The organism is Verrucomicrobiaceae bacterium (assembly GCA_016713035.1).
Taxonomy (GTDB): domain Bacteria; phylum Verrucomicrobiota; class Verrucomicrobiia; order Verrucomicrobiales; family Verrucomicrobiaceae; genus Prosthecobacter.
Genome location: JADJPW010000004.1, coordinates 336,504 through 353,535, shown reverse-complemented (window position 1 = coordinate 353,535; position 17,032 = coordinate 336,504). Strand labels below are relative to the sequence as shown.

At 60.1% G+C, this 17,032-nt stretch carries 10 protein-coding genes and 1 pseudogene; 7 read left to right on the top strand and 4 right to left on the bottom strand.

Features of this window, described 5'->3' with window-relative positions; genetic code table 11:
* Window positions 1–2 precede the first annotated feature (2 nt).
* The 3 genes from IPK32_15695 to IPK32_15685 all read right to left on the bottom strand — a co-directional run bounded on the left by IPK32_15695 (window position 3) and on the right by IPK32_15685 (window position 8,470).
* Window positions 3–6,098, bottom strand: a complete 6,096-nt coding sequence (locus tag IPK32_15695; protein ID MBK8093374.1) for a DUF3857 domain-containing protein — start codon at window positions 6,096–6,098, stop codon at window positions 3–5.
* Window positions 6,099–6,161: 63 nt separating this feature from the next.
* Window positions 6,162–6,860, bottom strand: a complete 699-nt coding sequence (locus tag IPK32_15690) for a DUF1080 domain-containing protein (GenBank protein ID MBK8093373.1) — start codon at window positions 6,858–6,860, stop codon at window positions 6,162–6,164.
* Window positions 6,861–6,868: 8 nt separating this feature from the next.
* Window positions 6,869–8,470, bottom strand: coding sequence for an OmpA family protein (locus tag IPK32_15685; protein MBK8093372.1), 1,602 nt, complete (start codon window positions 8,468–8,470; stop codon window positions 6,869–6,871).
* Window positions 8,471–8,626: 156 nt separating this feature from the next.
* Here IPK32_15685 and IPK32_15680 point away from each other — a divergent pair.
* Window positions 8,627–9,402, top strand: a pseudogene (locus IPK32_15680) (SDR family oxidoreductase).
* A gap of 47 nt (window positions 9,403–9,449) precedes the next feature.
* Here IPK32_15680 and IPK32_15675 read toward each other — a convergent pair.
* Window positions 9,450–10,070: a sterol desaturase family protein gene (locus tag IPK32_15675; protein MBK8093371.1), complete on the bottom strand. Its 621-nt coding sequence runs from the start codon at window positions 10,068–10,070 to the stop codon at window positions 9,450–9,452.
* Window positions 10,071–10,390: 320 nt separating this feature from the next.
* Between IPK32_15675 and IPK32_15670 the strand changes: the two genes are divergently transcribed.
* From IPK32_15670 to IPK32_15645, 6 genes are all read left to right on the top strand, one after another.
* Window positions 10,391–11,815, top strand: coding sequence for a phosphatidylserine/phosphatidylglycerophosphate/cardiolipin synthase family protein (locus IPK32_15670; protein ID MBK8093370.1), 1,425 nt, complete (start codon window positions 10,391–10,393; stop codon window positions 11,813–11,815).
* Window positions 11,816–11,920: 105 nt separating this feature from the next.
* The gene (gene xylB, locus IPK32_15665) at window positions 11,921–13,423 is read left to right on the top strand and encodes a xylulokinase (protein MBK8093369.1); all 1,503 of its coding nucleotides are present in this window, start codon (window positions 11,921–11,923) and stop codon (window positions 13,421–13,423) included.
* A gap of 149 nt (window positions 13,424–13,572) precedes the next feature.
* Window positions 13,573–14,295 carry a choice-of-anchor E domain-containing protein gene (locus IPK32_15660; protein ID MBK8093368.1) on the top strand — a complete coding sequence of 241 codons (723 nt, stop codon included), beginning with the start codon at window positions 13,573–13,575 and terminating at the stop codon, window positions 14,293–14,295.
* Window positions 14,296–14,436: 141 nt separating this feature from the next.
* Window positions 14,437–15,180, top strand: a complete 744-nt coding sequence (locus IPK32_15655) for a c-type cytochrome (GenBank protein MBK8093367.1) — start codon at window positions 14,437–14,439, stop codon at window positions 15,178–15,180.
* Between the two features lie 54 nt (window positions 15,181–15,234).
* Window positions 15,235–15,813 (top strand): histidine phosphatase family protein, encoded by a 579-nt coding sequence (locus IPK32_15650; GenBank protein MBK8093366.1) that lies wholly within the window; start codon window positions 15,235–15,237, stop codon window positions 15,811–15,813.
* Window positions 15,814–15,835: 22 nt separating this feature from the next.
* Complete coding sequence (locus IPK32_15645) at window positions 15,836–17,023, top strand: exo-alpha-sialidase (GenBank protein ID MBK8093365.1); 1,188 nt, start codon at window positions 15,836–15,838, stop codon at window positions 17,021–17,023.
* The last annotated feature ends 9 nt before the right edge of the window (window positions 17,024–17,032 follow it).

The following is a 17,032-nucleotide window of genomic DNA, read 5'->3' as shown; positions in this document are numbered from 1 at the left end:
CATCATGGCTTCCGCAGTTCCGCGAGGCGTTTGTTTGCCAGGGTGGCCTCGCGGGTGTTGTGGTCGAATTTCACGTAAGTGCTGAGCGCGGTGATGGCGGCGTCTTTGTGACCGAGTGCAGCCTCCGCCATGCCGAGTAGGTAGTGGTAGTCGTAAATGGTGGAGAAGATTTTGATGCCTTCCTTCGCGGCCTGGGCACATTTTTCCCAATCGCGGCGCAGGAAGGCATCCTTGGCGATGAAGAACCATTTTTCATGTGGATCGCGCAGGCGTGAGCTGATGTAGGTGGTGAACTCCGTCGGGACGAGCGAGGGATCCTCCAACTGGGTGGCGAAATAAACAACCGCCGTGGCCTTATCACCGTGAGGGGACATCCAGGCACCGATGAGCTCCCTTTCGATGATCTGGCGCATCTGGTCGGTGGCGAGTTCCTGCTCATCTTTCATGTCGAGGAGGCGATAGGCATGGATGGACTCGTCAATGAGGCCGCGGCCGAGGAGTTCGTCCGGCTCGATCATGTTGATGAGTCGTTTGAGGCCAGCCTTGTCCTCGCGCGCCACGAGTGCAGTGAGCAGACGTGCACGAGCGAAGGACTGGCGGTTCGGGGTTTGCAGCGTGGCCAGCGCGGCAAAGAGATCTACCTCCTGGCCGACGCGGAGCTTCATCGTGAAGTCATGCAGGCGCAGAGCATCTTGAGTGGAAGGCATGTCCTGGCGCGCGCGCCAGGGTTTGAGCACTTCATCGAGCTTGGCGAGGGTCGGAGGATCATCCAGGTCCACGAGGCCCGAGGCATCATCGACGAGATTGGCGCGGATTTCATCATCAGGGGCTTTTTCCAGTGCGATGTGCAGCATTTCGAGCGCAGCGGGCACGAGCTTCTCATTACGCGGCAGTGCTTGGACGACGTGAATCCAAAAATCGAGATCCTCGCGCGGCCAGGAGCTCTTTTGCACCTGCTGGCGGAACAATTGGAGCTTTTCCTCATCCGGCATGTCGAGCGGGTCGTCCGAATCCATGGGCTCCGGCACAGGTTTGGCCCCTGGAGACTTGGCGACGTGGCTGGCGAGGAACCAGGCCTTGAGGGCATCATGAACGGGTTTGAGCTTTTGGGCCGCGTTGATGGTTTTCAGGGCCGCAAGCTGCTGCGCGGCTTTTTGGCGTGCGGACTCCTCATCGTAGCGGGCGGTGGACATGGCCTTATAATGACGACGCGCCTGCTCCAATCGGCCCGCTTCGGCGAGACGGTGCGCGCCCGAGACGGGTGTTCTCAATGGCAGCACAGGTTCACTGCTACCTGCTTCGGCTAGGCGACGGATGCAGCGCTGGAGGGACTCGAGCGAGATGTAGTCGAGCGTGCCTTTGAGAATTTCCGTAGCCAGCGCTTCGGTGGCGTCGAGGTCCTGCGGATCGACACGGGCATAGCGGCGGATGGCGGCGAGCTCGCCAGACAAATCTTCGCGCAGATGATCGAGCAGGGGCTCGGCCAGCGCGTGGCGCAGCGGGGCGTGGAGGTCGTTCCAGTAGCTTTTGCGTGCCGCGAGCCAGATGGTGAAGGCACGAACCGGACGCGGCAGGTTCTTTTCGTTCTTGAGCGCATCGAGCCCGCTTTTGAAGGCCTGCATGTCCGAGGAGATGACAGGCAGATACCAACCAAGATACTGCACAGCGCTTAAGCGCCGCTGCTCCGGCTGCTCGGAATCCAGTGCGACGAGGCAGCAAAGCTTTACCGCCTCCGGTATGGTGAGTGACTTTTCATTGCCCGGTGCCATGGCCTCGTCCGGGTCGGCTGCTTTCTCGTCCTTGAGATCCTTCGGGCGCATGTGGTCATACCAGGCGGGTTTTTGGGTGCTGAGCCAGGCTTTGACGGCGAGCGCTGGTCCATCGCCACCTCCTCCGCCATCCAGCAGCGTCTCGTAGCGCTGACGGAGCTGGGTGAGGCCATCTCCGGCGTCTTTGTTGCGCTGATCGTCGATTTCCGCCTTCAGCAGCGCGAGTTCCTCGGCACGCATGTTCTGTTTTTGATAAAGGCCGGCCAGGGATTTGACCGTCATCGCGCGGTTGCCATTCGGATCGGAGCTGGCGAGGCGCTTGACGAGCGCAGCGGTCGGGGCGGCGAGGTCTTTGCCGGTTTTGACCGCGGCAACGGCCCACAGCCGCAGCATAGTGAGACCGAAGTCATCTTTGGAACCGTTTTTCTCCAGGTAAGCGCGGGCGATGTCGATGCCGGACTGCGGCGAGGTGCCGTCGATGTGAGCAATGGCCGCCCAGATCGCGACGCGGGCGGATTGAACTGCTTCTGTGAATCCGCCGACATCATGGATGGCGATGACGAGCTTCCTGTAATCCGCCACGATCTTCTCCAATGCGGGAAGGCCCATGCTGGCGAGCGTGCAGAGCTCCACGGCCATGCCGGGCTGCCAGCGTGCCGCGTGACCGAGCAGGCGCACGGAGTCGAGCACGTCCTTGTGAAGCCCTGCATCGCTGTTTTTGCGCAATTGCTCGCCAAACGCACTGAGGGATGGAATGACGGGAACAAGCGGATCTTTCACATCCCGCGCGGGAAGGTGATCACGCTCAAAGGCCTGCCACACGGGCCACCAGCGCGCGCTGTGCTCCCACCATGCACGGAGAGCCTTTTCATCCTCGGCGAGTTTCAGGAACGAGGTGACGTGGTCAGCCGCCGTGGTCTTTGCAGTTATGGCGGGTTTGATGGCGCGCAGGTCGCCGAGCAGCTCGAACGCGGTTTTTTCATCACCAGTTTCGAGTGCGAGAAGGATGCCCTCCAGCAGACTCGTGGGCACGGAGTAGTAGGTGGGGTATTTCCGCAACAGCCGCAGCACCTCAAATACTTCCGTAGGCTTCCCGCGCGCGACCGCGCAGTCCTTCACGCGATCAATGGCACTGAGGCGGTAACCATCATCAATGCCAGGCCGCTGGATGAGTTCACGCAGGATTTCGGCTTCTTCTGCGCGCTGGTCGCGGCGCTTCAGCATGAGCGCGCGCAGGAAGCGCGCCTCCACGTGCGGATCGCTCTGCGGCGGCGTAGATTCACATAGCTCGATGAGCTGCATCATCAGCGGCGGTGGCGCGGCGGTGACCTGTTTGCGGTCAAGTAGCTCGACATAGGTCGCGGCGCGCCACAGTCGCTCGCCATACCATGCGCCGGGCTCGAAGCGCACGAGCGACTCGACCGCGAGCCGCGTGAGCTCCGCGTAGTCGTAGTTCTCGCGCTGGAGAGCCTTCTCGATGGCGGCGGTGAAGTCCTCCTGCGTCTTCAGCGTGTCCGGCACCTGCCATGCAGGCAGATCGTCCGGATGCGCGGCGAGCCATGTATTCAGACGCTCACGGATGCCGCCAAACAGGCCCTGAGCCTCCGATCGCACCCGCGCGGAGGCGAGCGCGTCATTGTATTGCTTTCCAAAGCGATCCTCTTCGCCAAAAGCGGCGAGAGTTTCCGCGAGCAGGCGCGCATCGGCCGGCTTTTCGAGTGCGAGGTCGTTCACCGAGGCCGCCAGAGCGCGCATCTGCTCCGCAGTGCGCGGCGTTTCTTTGGCCAGGAACGCGGCGACGGATTTTTTCAGCGGTTCCGCCTGGCCGAGCCGTGCATGCAGGATGCAAACACTCTGCAGCAGCGCGGCTACATCGCCATCATGTAGGTCCAGGCCGGCCTGCGCGGCTTCGAGTGCTTTTGCTGGCTCTTTTTCCTCCAAGATCTGGCTGCGCACGGTTTGTGCCCAGGCGCGGCGGAAGGTGCTGATCTCCTTGTGCCTGGCGATCCCCTCCAGCAGCTCCAGCGCCCCGGCGTCCTGCTTCTGGCCGCGCAGCGCGATGGCGAGCACATACTCCGCGAACGCGCTATCCTCGACCGGCATGCTACCTTTTTGCGCCGCGAGCAGGCCGCGCAGCCGCCGCACGGCCTCCGCGTGCTTTTCTTGCATGTGCTCCACGTAGGCGATCTGCGTCTGCGCAAAGAACTGTGCGTGCGCGTCCTTCGGAAACCATTCAATCATCTTTTCGTAGGCCTTCCGGCGTAGGTTCAAGTCGCCATCAAGCGGAAAACGCTCCGCGATAAGGTCGATCTGGCCCTCGCCGCTCGGCATGCGGGGCATGGTGGCCAACGAATCCGCAGGCGGAGCACCCGCGCCGTCCGGCCCTACATTTCCCGCCGTCTCCATTGTTACCGGTTTGTCCAGCCACGCGCGCAGCGCCGCCACCGACTCCATGAAGTCCTGCACTTCTGCCGCAGGCAGGCGGGATGATTTCACCTGAAAGCTCAGCTCCGCATGTAGCTTCCCACCTTCCAGATTCCACCGTCCGGTGCCGCTGCCGTGCTCATGCGTGACGGTCAATGGAGCCGGCACCGATGCCGGGCGCACGCCTGTCGGCAACGTGATCACGGAATGCGTGCTGTTCCGGTCACGCCACATGAAGGCGTCCGTCTGACGCGCCTCACCTGAGCCAAAGTCCGGCAGGTAGCTCACATCGAAGGGAAAACGCAGCGTTGGCGATCCCGAGGACGGCACGATGAAATAGGCCTGGATGCGATAGGGCGCTCCAGACTCCCGCGCCATCGTTTTGATGTCGATCACGCCTGCTCCCTGCCAAACATCTTCGAGGTGCTTGCGCAGGCGGTCCTTCAACTGCTCGCGCGTGCTGGTCTTCTCGATGTTTTGGAAATAGGTGCCGAGATACCCGTCTGCCTCCAGCGTGGCCCAGCCGGAGAGCTCGCCTGTCGCGGACATCTGCGCGTCCAGATTCATCGCGTAATGGCCGGCATCTTGTCCAGGCGTACGCATCCAGCGCTCGGGTTTCGACATCACAAGCACATCACGCTCCGCGCTGCTCGGAGCCAGCATGCCCGGCGCGGAGCCCTCGATAGTCGGATCGCAAAACACCGGCCCATCAGGCAGGTCGGCGACAAGGATGGCATGATTGAAGTCACGCCAGTCCGCGCAGCGCCTCTCTACCCGGCCGAGGTGATTCGTGTTCACCAGCACGAGATGCGCGGGGATGTTTTTGTGCCGCAAAAGGGCCGCCAGCAGCGATGCCTTGTCCTTGCAGTCGCCATACTGGTGGTCCCAAACCTCCGAGGCTGTATGCGGCTCGATGTCACAACTGCCAAACTCCAGCCCCACATAGCGCACGTCATTCGCCACGTGTGTGTGCAGGATGTCCAGCACCTCGCGCGGCGACTTCGCGGCAGCGGTCCACTTCTCCACCTCTGCCTCGAGCTTTTTGCCCAAAACGAGGTTCTTTTCCGCCAGCGGGCGATACCAGTCGGCGAATTCCGTCCAATCACGCAGCGTGTTCAGCCGCACGAGCGGCCCCGTCTGGTCGTAAGGCGCGCGTCCTGGCTCACTGCGTGTGGGCAGTGTGCGCTCCACCTCCCAGGTCCAGCGCTGACGGCCGCTTTTCAGCTTTTCCACGACCGGATCGGGCACGCCGGCCCCGAGCGGCGTGAGGTTCAGCCGTTTTGCATAGTCCGCAGGCAGTTCGGAGACGGCGCGGAGTTGCCGCACTGGCCAGCCGTAGCGAAAATCAAATGAGGTCACGTAATGCCCCGGGATGCGCGGCTTTTTCTCCTCTGTGACGATGATGAACTCCGTCACCGTGCCCGGCTTCACATTCGGAAAGATGACCACCAGCTCCCCGCTGTCGTTGTACAGGTCGTAGTCTGCCTCTCGCTGCGGGGTTTGCAGAAAGCAGGCCTCGGGCTTCACCTCTTGGCGCAGTCCGTCCGGCTGAATGCTGCGCGCCAGCACCAGGTGCGGCGTCTGCGTGCTGAGCCGGTAGGCGTTCACCTCGCGCCCCAGCCCCTCCGCACCGCTTTGGGAGATGGCGCGGCAGATCTGGTGCTCCACGATGAGACGGGTGCCGTCTGTGCGCACGTGTTGCAATGTCTCGTCGAGAATGATCCATCCATGCTCAGCATCCTTCGGCGGTTCGCCCGCGTTTTTCAGCACTGTCTCCAGCGGCACCAGCAGCGGCGCGATCAGGGCAGTATAATCCCTTGGCGGACGTGTCGAAACCGGCTGCGCCAGTCCTGCCCCACTCATCAACACACTGAATAACGCGGCAATTGAAAGGCTCGTTTTCATAAACATGCCCTGCCTATCGAAAACGTCGGAAAATGGCAAGAACAATGGTGCTTCGTCGCATTCTCATCGCGTCTTCCACACTTTGACATCATCGACCTGGGTGGATTTGTTCACGGCGAGGGTGATCATGCGCTTGGTGGGGTGGGCGATGCCTTCGCTGGTGAAGGTGCCGATGTCCTGGCCGTCGATCTTTACGGCCATGGTGCTGGCGGTGATGGTGATGTGCAGGGTGTGCCAGTCGCCGGGCTTGAGGTCGAGTTTGAAGGTCTTGGTTTTGGTTTTGAGCAGTGCGGCGAGTTCTGGGGATTTGTCGCCTGCTTGACGACGCTCACGGATTTTGTTGTCCATGCCGCCGGTCTTGGAGTCCATGATGGTGAGGGCTTTGTTGGTGACGCGGGCGAGGCAGAGGTGCCCGGCGTGGACGGATTTGAGCTCACGATCGACGAAATCGACTCCGAGGTCGTCACCGGCACTGAGGTTGAAGCGCAGCTCGACGATGCCGTCCTGAAATGCAGCGTTGTGGAAGATGGCGACGCCGTGGTCGGCCTCTGCGTGCTTGGTGACGTGCATGATGCCGTCTTTCAAATCGACCTGTTGGTGGCCTTTGGCCCGCCAGGGGCTGTTGGTGGTCCAGCCGTTGCCGATGTCTTCTTTGCCGGGTGTTTTTTCATCGCGGGCAAAGTCGTCGGAAAAGAGCAGCGTGGGCTCTGCGGCGACGAGGAGCTGGTTGAGGAGGCAAAGGGCGAAAAGCGCGGTTTTCATTCAGCGGGCTAAAAGTCGAGGTAGATCTCCGCGCGGCGGTTGTGGGAGCGGCCTTCGGGGTCGTCGGTGCCATCGGCTTTTAAGTTGGGGCTGAGGGGTTGGGCCTTGCCGAGTCCTACGGTCTCGATCTGGGCGGCGGGGACGCCGAGGGCGGCGAGCTGGCTTTTGACGGTGTCTGCGCGGGTCCGGGAGAGGTTGACGTTGTAATCGTCACCGCCGAGGGCGTCGGTGTGGCCAGCGATGCGGAGTTTTTTGCTGGGGTCTGCCTTCATGATGGCGGCGATGATTTGGATCTGCTTCAGAGCACGGGGATGGAGCACGGCTTGATCGTATTCGAAGTAGAGGGCTAGGCTTTCGCCGCCGCGAGGATTGGTGACGATGGGGGCGTAGGGGATGCCGAGGCGGCTGGCGTTTTGGGCAAAGGAGCCGAGAATTTGAGAGAGATTGATGCCGGCGACTTTCCACGGGGTGGTGGGGGATTCACGTTTGAGCTCGAGGCCGAATTCGGTGCTCTGTTGGAGGGATTCGGACTCGACTTGCGCGATGACCCAGGAGACTTCGGGGTTGGCGACGGTTACGAGGAGCGGTTTGCTGGGCTTTAGGCGGTAGTTTCCTTCTTCGAAGACGATGCAGAGCCCGGCGAGGCGTTCGACATGGACTTTTTGGGGGTCGATGTAGTCGCGGGCGGCTGTGAAGTCGTGATTGAGCAGGTGTTTGACGAAGTCGGTGGAGAAGGTGAGTGCGTCGGGGGTTTCTTCGATGACGAAGAGGGATTTTTTGGGTGGGGCGGCGGTGGTGGCGGTGCCGCTGCTGCTGGGGGCTGCGCTGGGTGGTGGCGGGATGGGTGGTGGGGAGGTGGCGCTACCAGGGGTGGTGGGCATGGGCGGCACGGGCGGGGCAGGGGTGGTCACACTAGTATCCGTGGCGACAGTGGGTGCCGGAGTCTGCGGGGCTGCGGCGGGTGCTGTGGCGGTAGTGGTGAGCGCGGCGGCGGCTTCTTTTGGCAGGGTGATTTTGGCGATTTTCCAGCCCATGCGTTCATCGCGCTCGAGATCGAGCTGGAGGCGCAGGGGATCGGTGCTGCCAGTTTTCGTGAGTGGAATGGCGATGCGTGTGTGGTTTTCGACCTGTCCGAGGAGTTCGACTTGGTCGGCGGTGCCGGGTTTGAAGCCCATGTTTTGGAGCTGTTGGAAGAGCTGGGCGGCTTCAGCGGCCTGTGCGGGGTCGCTGGCGGCGGCGAGCTTGCCTACGGCGGCGAAGTCGTTGCTGGCGAGGCTTTGGGCCATTTGTTTGCCGAGGTCCGTGGGCCGTGCGAAGCCGAAAACGGCCTCGGTAGCGGCTTTGGGGCTGCTAGGAGCCGGTGAGGTGGTGGAAGGAGCTGTGGGGCCATTTTCAGCTTTGGGGCTGTTTTTGGCCGTGGACTCCGCAGGGGCTGTCTGGGCTGTTTGAGCCGTTGGCGTGGTTTTTTCTGCCTGAAGCCGTTTTTTGGTGAAGAGGAAAAAGACGGCGGTGCTGATGCCGAGTGCGGCTAGCACGAGGAGCACGGGGGCGAGACTGTTGCCTGTGGCTTTAGGACGGGGTGCGGTGCGTATGGGGGGATGCGTCTGCATGGACGAGGGCGGAGGAGGGGGCTGGACTCCGGGAGGGAGGGCTAAGATGCCACCTGCGTGGGGATGGAGGCAAGGCGAAAGTGGCACAACCTCGCGTGGAAGTGTGCGCAGAGCTTGCCGTGAGCAGCTTTCGCTCCAGCTTGAGGGCTCGCACTTATGTTTTCACTCTCCAATAAAAATGTCGTCATCACCGGGGCGGGCTCCGGTATCGGTAAGGCTATCGCGCTGTTGTTTGCCAAGCAGGGAGCAGCGGTGGAGGTGCTGGATTTGGAGCTGAAGGCGGCACAGGAAACGGTGGAGCAGATTTTGGCAGCAGGTGGGCGGGCTACGGCGCGTGCCTGTGATGTGGGCGATGTGGCGGGGTGAAGGCGTTGTTCTCTGAAATCGCAGCAGGGAATGGCGGACGGATTGACATCTTGGTGAACAACGCTGGCATCGCACATGTCGGCAATGCGCTGAATACGACGGAGGCGGATATGGACCGGCTTTACCGGGTGAATATCAAGGGCGTGCATGCCTGTGCGCAGGCGGCGCTAGAGCGGATGACGGTGAGCGGTGGCGGTGTGATCCTGAATATGTGCTCCATCGCGGCACAGATCGGTCTGGAGAACCGCTTTGCTTACTCGATGACGAAGGGGGCAGTGCTGATGATGACCATCTCGATTGCGAAGGATTTTATTAAACAGGGCATTCGCTGCAATTGCATCGCTCCGGCGCGGGTCCACACGCCGTTTGTGGATGGTTATCTGGCGAAAAACTACCCTGGCCAGGAGGCGGAGATGTTTGAGAAGCTCAGTGCGGCTCAGCCGATCGGTCGCATGGCGAAGCCAGAGGAGATCGCAGCGCTGGCGCTGTATCTGTGCAGCGATGAGGCCTCTTTTGTCACCGGGTGCTCTTATCCGATCGATGGTGGCGCAGTGAATCTGCGCTGAGGTGGCGCTGCTGCTCAGTGGCTGCACGAATGGCGGGGCAGGGCACGTCAGGCACGATGTGTCACCTCGCGAAAGCGGTCCTCATAGTGCGTGTGATTGGTGCCCATGAGGCGGTCCCAGACATTGAAGTAGAGGCCGTAATTTCCGCGCATGGATTCGTGGTGCATGGCGTGATTGGTGGGGGTGTTCAGGAACTTGCCCAGCCAGGTGTCCATGAGCCAGCGCGGGCTGTATTCATAGCCAGTGTGGCCTACGACATTGAAGAGGAGCTGCCACAACATGAAGACTGCAAATGCAAACGGATGCACTGGTAGAGTAAAGGCGACGAGAGGGAAAATGAGTGCCTGCATGAATGCCTCTGGCGGTGCAAAGGCGTAGGCGGCCCAGGGGCTGGGATTGGTGGAGAGGTGATGCACGCGGTGAAACCAGCGGAAGAGGGCACGGTGATGCATGAGCCGGTGCGTCCAGTAGAACCAGGTATCATGCACGACGATGATGAGGCCGATGCTGGTGACAAACCAGCCCCAACCATGGATGGCGAGATCGCGATACATGCGCGTCCACCCCTGCCGCCAAGCCCAGAGAGTGGCGGCACCGACGAGGCCGTAGATGAGGACGGTGAGCATCGACCAGCGGATCTCTCGCCAGACATCGGATTTGGCTGGCATGCGTGGATTGATCTTCCGGTGCTGCCATTGGCGTTTGAAGAGGACGTAGCCCAGTAGCCAGGCTACTCCGGCTCAGCTCATGTAGCGCTCAAAGTTATCGAGGGCGATGCCGAGTGTGAGTTTCTCAAAGGACGGCAACTTGAGCGCAAGGAAGACAGTCGTAGCAAGTGGCATGGCGCATGATTGGCCGCTGCGGAGTGCGGTGCAACTGTGGAAACAGCCGCCTACTGCGTGTAGCGGATGGAGATTCTATTTCCTGGCTTGATCGTCCTCGTTTACGGTAGAGGAGGATGTCTGATTCCGCATTACTCACTGTTTTGATGCAACGCTGCTTATCGGTGGCTGCTCTCTGCCTGCTGGCGCAGTGTAGCACACCCAAGGGGCTGGAGATGATGCCGACAAAAATCACCCGTGTGCCGGTGGTGGAGCAGTTGGCGCATTTGTGGCGTGCTTCCGTGGGCTCGCTGGCTCGCGCCCCGGTCTCGACCACGAAGGCGGTCGCTCTGAGTGCCGCGCAGCGCACGCATGCCTTCTTTGCGGGTACGACGCCGCTGCCCACCATCGAGACTCTGCCCCCTGATGCGCCAGCGCCAGGCACCGAGGCTTTTGAAGCTCTGCTGGATGCCCAAAAGCTGCCAGCGCGGAGTTCTGGTAAAGTGCGGCTTCTCGTCGATGGCGCGGAGTTTTTTCCAGAACTCGTGCGCGAGGTCAAAAATGCCCGCACGAGCATCGATTCGCAGGTTTTCATCTTCGACAATGATGACACGGGGGTGCGCTTTGCGGACCTCCTGCGGGAAAAATCCCGCCAGATCCCGGTGCGTGTGTTTATCGACGGTCTGGGCACGCGCACCGCTCATAAGGTGAATCCTGAGACACCTCCGCCGCCTGGTTTTCAGCCTCCAGATTTCATCGGTGATTATCTGGTGCAGGACTCGGATGTGAAACTGCGGGTGACGACGAATCCGGCGCTGCTTTGTGACCACACGAAGCTACACCTCATCGACGGGCGCCTCGCCTACATGGGCGGGATGAACATCGGGCGTGAATACGAGAGTGAATGGCATGATCTGATGGCCCGCGTCGAGGGGCCTGTGGTGCTGGATCTGGCAAATATCTTTCAGCGGCATTGGGATGGCGAAAGCTGGGTGCGGAACTGGACCCTGCAAAACGCCCTCCACCGGCGAGAGGCGGCAGGGGTGAGCCCGCAGCAGGTCGCGGGGGCATATCCGCTGCGGGTGCTACGCACCTATGTGGCCAAGGGGCGCAAGGAAATCGCCCGGGCACTGCGCACGGCTGTGCAGGCGGCACGGCAGCGTGTGTGGGTGCATACGCCTTATCTGGCTGAGGAGGGGATGATCAGCGACTTCCTAGATGCAGCGCGGCGTGGGGTCGATGTGCGCATCATTCTCCCTGGTGCAAACGACTCTGGCATCATGAATACGGTGAATCATACCAGCGCCGCTAGGCTCATCGCCGCAGGTGTGAAGGTGTATGGCTACCCAGGCATGACGCACATGAAAGTGGTCCTGTGTGACGGCTGGGCCATGTTCGGCTCTGCCAACTGCGATACCCTGAGCCTGAAGCTCAATCGAGAGCTGAATCTGGCCTCCTCCGCACCGCCATTCGTCCAGTCGATCCAGCGCCGTGTGTTTGAGGCAGATTTCTCACTCTGCCAGCGGCTCACACAGGCTGCCGCAGAAAAAAAGGGCTCCACGCTCATGGGCGTGATCGGGAACCAGCTCTGAGGATGGTGGTTGCCTGAGAGGGTGTGAAACAGTGCATTTTTGAGCTTGGAAGCAGGGGGCTTTTCGCCGAAAAGCGGCGGTTCATCTCCACCTCCGATTTTTATTATGTACTTCCTCGGCATCGACAGCGGCACCCAGAGTTCCAAAGCCATCGTACTCGACCTCGATACGGGCAACATCATCGCCAGCGGGCACAGCACGTATGATTTGATCGAGGGACTGCCGCCAGGGCATCTGGAGCAGCAGCCTCAGACCTGGATCGACGCAGTGGATGCCTGCGTCATGCAGTGCCTAGAGCAGATCGGCGCGGCGAAATCCCAGATCGCCGGCATCGGCGTGAGTGGCCAGCAGCATGGACTCGTGGCACTGGGGGCAGATGACCAGCCCGTGCGAGCGGCAAAGCTGTGGTGCGATACCTCCACACAGGCGCAGTGTGCAGAGATCGCGCACCACTTTGGCGGCCAGCCAGGTGTCATCGCGCTGGCTGGCAATGCCATGCTGCCCGGCTACACCATCCCTAAGCTGCTCTGGATGAAGCAGAATGAGCCGCAGAACTTCGCGAAAACGAAATCCATCCTGCTGCCCCATGATTACATCAATTTCTGGCTCAGTGGCGTGAAGCGTATGGAGTACGGTGACGCCAGCGGCATGGGCATCCTCAATGTGAGCACCCGGCAGTGGGCGTATGAGATCTGTGACTTCATCGACCCGAGCGTGCGTGGCATGCTGCCGCCCCTGGGCTCGTCCAAGGAAGTGCATGGCACCTTGCGGCCTGAATTGGCGAAAAAGTGGGGGCTCTCGGAAAGCGTGATCATCTCTGCTGGTGGTGGTGATAATATGATGGGCGCGATCGGCACCGGAAACATCCAGCCTGGAGTCATCACCGCCAGCTTTGGCACCAGTGGCACACTCTATGGCGTGGCGAGCGCTCCAGTGGTCGATGGGCAGGGCGAGGTGGCGGCCTTTTGCGACAGCACCGATCAGTGGCTTCCCCTGGTCTGCACGATGAATGTCACCGTCGTCACCGAGCAGGTGCGTGAGATGTTCGGCTGGGATTTAAATCAACTCGAAGCGGCCATGAAATCCGCCCCCCAAGGTGCAGAGGGAGTCATGTTCCTGCCCTATCTCAATGGCGAGCGCACGCCGAACTTGCCCAACGGCGCTGGCGTCCTGCATGGACTGCGCACGGGCAATATGACGCCTGCGAACATGGCCCGTGCAGCGGTGGAAGGTGCCACGCTTGGCTTAGCGTATGGTTTGAAGCGCTTCCGTGACCTGGGCATGAATCCGACAGAAATCCGCCTCACGGGTGGTGGCAGCAAAAGCCGTACATGGCGCCAGATCGCCGCTGACTGCTTCAATGCCGAGGTCGTCACTCTGAACACGAGCGAGGGGGCCGCTCTCGGCGGTGCCATCCAGGCTGCCTATGCCCACGCCAATCAAGGCGGAGCAGAAAAAGTGAGTTATGCCACCCTGTGCGCCAAATTGGTCACTTTGGACGAATCAACCCGTTGTAAGCCTGAAGCCGCCAAAGCTGCTCAATATGCGGTGCATCTCGAAAAGCAGATGGAACTCACCGGGCGGCTCCAACAAACGGGCTGGCTGTAAATTGTAAAATGGCCTCAGTAGGCAAACGGGGGATTTGTCAGGCGATTGTGATCAATTCTGACACTCAAATGAGAGAACAATTACAGCTTTGAGCTGTCTCTGGTTTTTACGGCAGCGCATGGTGATTTACAATTTACCACCCACGCACCATGACCACATTTACAAAAATTCGCTTTGCCATCGCGATCCTCGTCATGATCACAGCAGGCAACCGCGCTCAAGCGAATACCATCACCGCTGGAAGCGGAAGTTTTGGCACGAATTGGACCAATGCTGGCGGCTCCAGTTTCAGCCAGAATATGAATTACAATCTGTTCAACTCCAGCCTTGGCACCCTCAATAGCGTGACATTCTGCCTCACGGTCAAAGGATATGGTGATTGGATGGCCGATTACGGCGGTGACGGCAAAGGAGACCAGATACTCGACATCACCCTGACTGGTGGACAGTCCTTCAACGTGGATGGAGGCAATGGCTGGCTGGGAGCAGGCTGGGTCCCCGTGATCAATAACTACGATGTCTCCAGCACGGTCTTCCTCAACGATGTGGCCACCCCATTTTGGATCATGTCGCCACAGAATGGCCCCTCGTTTTCATGGTCTGATCAGTCCGCTTTCAATCTGCCGAACATTTCTGAATTCATCGGCATTGGTACCGATAGTGCCACTTTCAGCAGCAATGCGCTCATCAGCTATTTCACAAATCCCTCAGTCACGATGGCGCTGGAAGGGCATAACTTCAACTGGTCGGCCAATTGGCAGTTGAAATACGACTACACACCTGTGCCAGAGCCAGGCTCCGCACTGCTCCTGGGCAGCTCCTGCGCCCTGCTGCTACGTCGCCGCCGTGGGGCCAAGGCCAATGTGGTCTGAAAATGGCAATCACGGATAAAAAGTTCTGAAATACGGAGCACGGGCATGAAGCCCGCGCTTTTTTTGTCATCGACACGCTCAGGCATGGCAAAATAGGGTGTAGCAGTGAAGCAAATTCTCTCTGTTGCGTTATGTTGCGCCATGAAGCTCCGACTCATACCGCTGTCCATCGCCTCGGCTGCTCTCGCCTGTGCGAGTGCCGCCGTTTTTTCTGCCGAATCAGCGCCTGCCCCCATGCCGCCTGTTGGTGTCCTCGCCCCCGGCGTAAAGGACGGGAAAGTCATCTTCGACACTGTCTGCGCAGCCTGTCATGGCACCCAAGGCGAAGGAAAATCAGAGCTGAAGTCGCCCGCCATCGCAGGCCTACCAGATTGGTATTCAAAACCCCAGATCGAAGGCTTCCGCAAAGGACGGCGTGGCCATGATGTCAAGGACCCGCAATCACTGATGATGGCAGCCATCGCAAAAACTCTCCAGCCAGAGCAGATCGATGCGGTCGTAGGCCACATGGCGAAGCTGGAGCGTGTGACGCCCGCAGGCATCGAGCGTGAGCCCAAAGATGCAGATCTCGCAAATGGCATGTTGAGCTTCCAAGAGCGCTGCATGGAATGCCATCGCTACAATGCGAGTGGTGAAATGGCCTTCGGTAGCCCGCCACTCATAGGCCAGCAGGGGTGGTACATGATCTCACAGATCGAGAAATTCAAAAATGGCCAGCGCGGCACCGTGAAGGGGGATGTGAATGGAGCAAAGATGGTCCTCTCCTCCTCCTTTATCGAGGATGAAAAAATGCTCCGCGACATCGTCGCCTACATCCTCACACTTAACCCAGAGCCTGCCGCACCCCCAGATGTCAAAAGCCCCTTTGAGACAGGCACGAGATAAGACCTTGAACCCGAAGCAGCATGGCTTAGAAACGGCGCTCTCAAATCGCGCTGAATGAAGTACCTCACGGTCATCCGCCATGCCAAATCTAGCTGGGATCAACCCGGCGTGCCAGATCATGACCGCGTGCTCAACGAGCGCGGGAAGCGAGCTGCACCCGCCGTCGCCGCATTTTTGCACCGCACCTACTTTGGCGGTTCTGGGGGCGAAAAACTCCTCCCCAGCCCAGATCACTTACTCAGCAGCACGGCCATGCGTGCCCTCACCACGGCCAAAATCATGCAGGAGACCTTCTCCATGTCTGCGGACACGCTGCTGCTCGACTCGAAGCTCTACCTCGCTGCCCCCAATACCATTTTGGAGACCGTACGCAGTCTGGATGAAAAGTGGCAGCACGTCTGCCTCTATGGACACAATCCAGGCCTGCATGAGTTCGCAGACAAAATGCTCGCCCGTGCCAGTGTGCCGAAGATGCCCACCTGCACCGCCGTCATCCTGGCTCTACCACATGCCTACTGGGGGCTGGCGGACTGGCATCTGGCCCAGCTTGTCGGCTACATCACCCCGAAATCGCTGGAGCGTCGCTTCCCAGAGCTCTACGGCGACATCTCGCAGGGTGATGGAGATGATTGATGCTCTTCAGTCTCGTTTTTCCATGAAACACCTCCTCGCCACCCTGCTGCTTTGCAGTTCGGGGCTCTCTGCAGAGCCCTTTCTCGAAAAACAAGACCTCTTCCACGTCGGCGATGATCCTTCGTATAAAATCTACCACATCCCCGGCATCGTCGTCACTGCGAAGGGCACCGTATTAGCCTGGTGCGAGGCCCGGCGAAAAGGGGGTGACTGGGACGACATCCATATCCTCCTGCGTCGCAGCACCGATGAGGGCCAGACGTGGGACAAGCCACGCAAAATCGCCCAAGTCGAAGGACCGATCACCAAGAACCCCTTCGCTCTGCGCATGAAAAACGTCGATCTCAAAGACGTCACCTACAACAACCCCGTGCTCATTGCGGACCGCGACGGCACCGTCCACATGACCTTCTGCGTCGAGTACATGCGTTGTTTTTACCAGCGCAGCCGCGACGATGGCCTCACATGGTCAAAACCCGTCGAAATTACCTCCACCTTCGACTCCTTTAAAAAGCACTACGACTGGAAGGTGCTCGCTACCGGGCCGAATCACAGCATCCAGCTCAAAACGGGCCGCCTCATCGTGCCCGTGTGGCTTTCCACCGGCACCGGTGGCAATGCACATCGCCCCAGTGTCACGGCTACGATCTTTAGCGATGATTCTGGCCAAACCTGGCTCCCCGGCGACATCGCCGTGCCCTGCACGGACGAATGGATCAATCCGAACGAGACCGTCGCCATCGAACTCAGCGATGGGCGTGTCATGCTAAACGTGCGCAATGAATCGAAGGCGCATCGTCGGCTCATCACCACCAGCAAAGAAGGTGCCACGGGCTGGAGCACGCCCGTTTTCGACCAGGCACTGCTAGAGCCCATCTGCATGGCCGGCTTGGTGCGGTATGACCATGGAGGGAAGAGCCTGTTGCTCTTCTCCAACCCGCATAACCTCGACAAAGCGAAGGGGAAAGCCGATCCTGGCGTCAGCCGTGATCGCAAAAACATCAGCATCAAGATCAGTGACGAAGAAGGCCGCACCTGGCCTCTCAGCAAGGTGCTAGAGCCCGGCCCCAGCATGTACTCGGACCTCGCGGTAACGCAGAGTGGCACCATTCTATGCTTTTACGGCAGCAGCGACAAACCGGGCTTCGCGGGTGCGGGACTCACGCTCGCACGGTTCAATCTGGAGTGGGTCAAATCACCCGCGCAGTGACGCTTTCGT

Coding starts and splice junctions, on each gene's coding strand:
- IPK32_15695 (MBK8093374.1), bottom strand. CDS start 6,098: ATGAAAACGAGCCTTTCAATTGCCGCGTTATTCAGTGTGTTGATGAGT.
- IPK32_15690 (MBK8093373.1), bottom strand. CDS start 6,860: ATGAAAACCGCGCTTTTCGCCCTTTGCCTCCTCAACCAGCTCCTCGTC.
- IPK32_15685 (MBK8093372.1), bottom strand. CDS start 8,470: ATGCAGACGCATCCCCCCATACGCACCGCACCCCGTCCTAAAGCCACA.
- IPK32_15675 (MBK8093371.1), bottom strand. CDS start 10,070: ATGCCAGCCAAATCCGATGTCTGGCGAGAGATCCGCTGGTCGATGCTC.
- IPK32_15670 (MBK8093370.1), top strand. CDS start 10,391: ATGCAACGCTGCTTATCGGTGGCTGCTCTCTGCCTGCTGGCGCAGTGT.
- xylB (MBK8093369.1), top strand. CDS start 11,921: ATGTACTTCCTCGGCATCGACAGCGGCACCCAGAGTTCCAAAGCCATC.
- IPK32_15660 (MBK8093368.1), top strand. CDS start 13,573: ATGACCACATTTACAAAAATTCGCTTTGCCATCGCGATCCTCGTCATG.
- IPK32_15655 (MBK8093367.1), top strand. CDS start 14,437: ATGAAGCTCCGACTCATACCGCTGTCCATCGCCTCGGCTGCTCTCGCC.
- IPK32_15650 (MBK8093366.1), top strand. CDS start 15,235: ATGAAGTACCTCACGGTCATCCGCCATGCCAAATCTAGCTGGGATCAA.
- IPK32_15645 (MBK8093365.1), top strand. CDS start 15,836: ATGAAACACCTCCTCGCCACCCTGCTGCTTTGCAGTTCGGGGCTCTCT.